The 2,013-nt window shown below is 72.6% G+C and carries 2 protein-coding genes; both read right to left on the bottom strand.

Annotated features, from left to right (window positions below; all coding sequences use genetic code 11):
* A partial coding sequence (locus M878_RS86810; RefSeq protein WP_031226919.1) for a GAF domain-containing protein occupies positions 1-1,257 on the bottom strand: 1,257 nt, incomplete at its 3' end.
* A gap of 100 nt (positions 1,258-1,357) precedes the next feature.
* On the bottom strand, positions 1,358-2,013 hold a 656-nt coding region (locus M878_RS86805), incomplete at its 5' end, for an SDR family oxidoreductase (protein ID WP_023552860.1).

Here is a 2,013-nt window from a genome sequence, read left to right as displayed (position 1 = left end):
GCGTGCGGCGAGGACGACATGGGTGGCGTCCAGGTCGGCGCGCAGCCGGGCGGCACGCTCGCGCAGCAGGCGCGGATCCCGGTCGCGCGCGTCCAGCAGGTCGTCCAGCAGCTCGCCCCGCACGCGCTGTTCGGCCTCGGCCGCCGAGCGGCGGGCGAGCAGGAGCAGCGAGGTGACCATCGCCGCGCGCTCCAGAGTGCGCTGGTCGACGGGGTCGAGACCAGCGTGCCCGCGCAGGACCAGCGCACCGAGGAGTTCACCGCCGGCGGCGACCGCGGCGATCCAGGCGCTGCCGTGCCGTACGGCGTGTCCCTCGGCGCGGGACGCCTCCAGTGCCTCGGCCGGTGCCGCGTCGGCCTCGGTGAACTCGACGGTGCTGTCGAGGACTTCGGAGACGGCGGCGGCCACGTCGTGCACCCCGCCGCCGCGCAGGACGAGTTCGGCGAGCCGGTCGTGGACGTCGGAGGCGCGCTCGATGACGGCGCTGCGGTCCCGGATGATCTCGTTGGCACGCTCCAGGCCGGCCAGGGCCGCGCGGGTCTCGGTGAGCAGATTGGCGGTGTCGATCGCGGCCGCGGCGAGCGCGGCGAAGGAGCCGAGCAGGGCGATCTGCGCGCGCTCGAAGACGCGTGCTCTGCGGTCGGCGGCGAAGAGGACCCCGATGACATGCGGACCGAGCATGAGGGGGACGCCGAGGATGGCGACCAGGCCCTCGTCGCGGACGCCGGCGTCGATGGTGAGGGTGTGCTGGAAGCGGGCGTCCTTGAAGTAATCGTCCGTGACATACGGCCGGGTCGTCTGGGCGACCAGTCCGCCGAGTCCCTCGCCCATGCCGAGGCGCAGTTGCTGGAAGCGGGCGGAGACGGAGCCCTCCGTGACCCGCATATAGGTGTCGCCGCGCCCCGGGTCGTTCAGGGTGAGGTAGGCGACGTCCGTGCCGAGCAGGGAGCGGGCGCGCTGCACGATGGCCTGCAGGACGGCGTCCAGATCGCGCAGGCCCGCCAGGTCGTGGGCGGTCTCGAAGAGCGCGGACAGCTCCGCCTCACGGCGCCGGCGCCCCTCCAGCTCGGCTCGGACCCGCAGGGCGAGCAGCTTGGCCTCTTCCAGCGCGGCGATACGGTCGGCCGCTCTGCCCTCGGCCCGGGCGAGCAGCACCGGCTGCTCGTACGCCTCCGCGGAGGCGTCACGGGCCAGCAGTTCGAGGTACGGGGCCTCGGCGCCGGCGCCGGGTGCCCGCTGAACGTGATCGCGAGACATGGTCACAGGATTCCGCATCGGCCGCCGGACCCGGCGGGCCTGTGGAAAACTCCCGTGCCGGGCACCGCCGGGTGCTTCGGAGGGCCGTCTGCCCGCCGCTTCAGTGCGCTGTCCAACCGCCGTCGAGCACCAGCGAGGTGCCGGTGACGAAGGACGCCTGCGGGCTGCACAGGTAGGCCACCGCCTCGGCTACCTCCTCGGGTTCGATGAGCCGCTGGACCGCGCTGTCCCGCAACAGGACCTCGGACAGCACGCGCTCCTCGGGGATGCCGTGTGCCTGCGCCTGGTCGGCGATCTGCTTCTCCACCAGGGGTGTGCGCACATAGGCCGGGTTCACACAGTTCGAGGTCACCCCATGGGCGGCGCCTTCCAGTGCGGCCGTCTTCGACAGGCCCTCAAGACCGTGCTTGGCGGCCACATACGCGGACTTGAATGCGGAGGCGCGCAGACCATGGACGGAGGACACATTGACGATCCGGCCCCAGCCCTGCGCATACATGTGCGGCAGGGCACCGCGGATGAGGCAGAACGGCGCCTCCAGCATCACGGTCAGCACGGTGTGGAAGACCTCGGGCGGGAACTCCTCGATGGGGCGCACCAGTTGCAGACCCGCGTTGTTGACCAGCACATCGGCGCCGACGGCTGCGCGCTCGGCGGCGTCGAGGTCGGACAGGTCCACGACCTGCGGTTCGACGGTTCCCGGGAGGTCGCCGGACCGTTCCGCCCGCTGCGCCAGCTCGGCCAGGCCGGCCGCGT

This window comes from Streptomyces roseochromogenus subsp. oscitans DS 12.976, from assembly GCF_000497445.1.
Taxonomy (GTDB): Bacteria; Actinomycetota; Actinomycetes; order Streptomycetales; family Streptomycetaceae; genus Streptomyces; species Streptomyces oscitans.
This window is presented reverse-complemented; position numbering and strand designations above follow the sequence as displayed.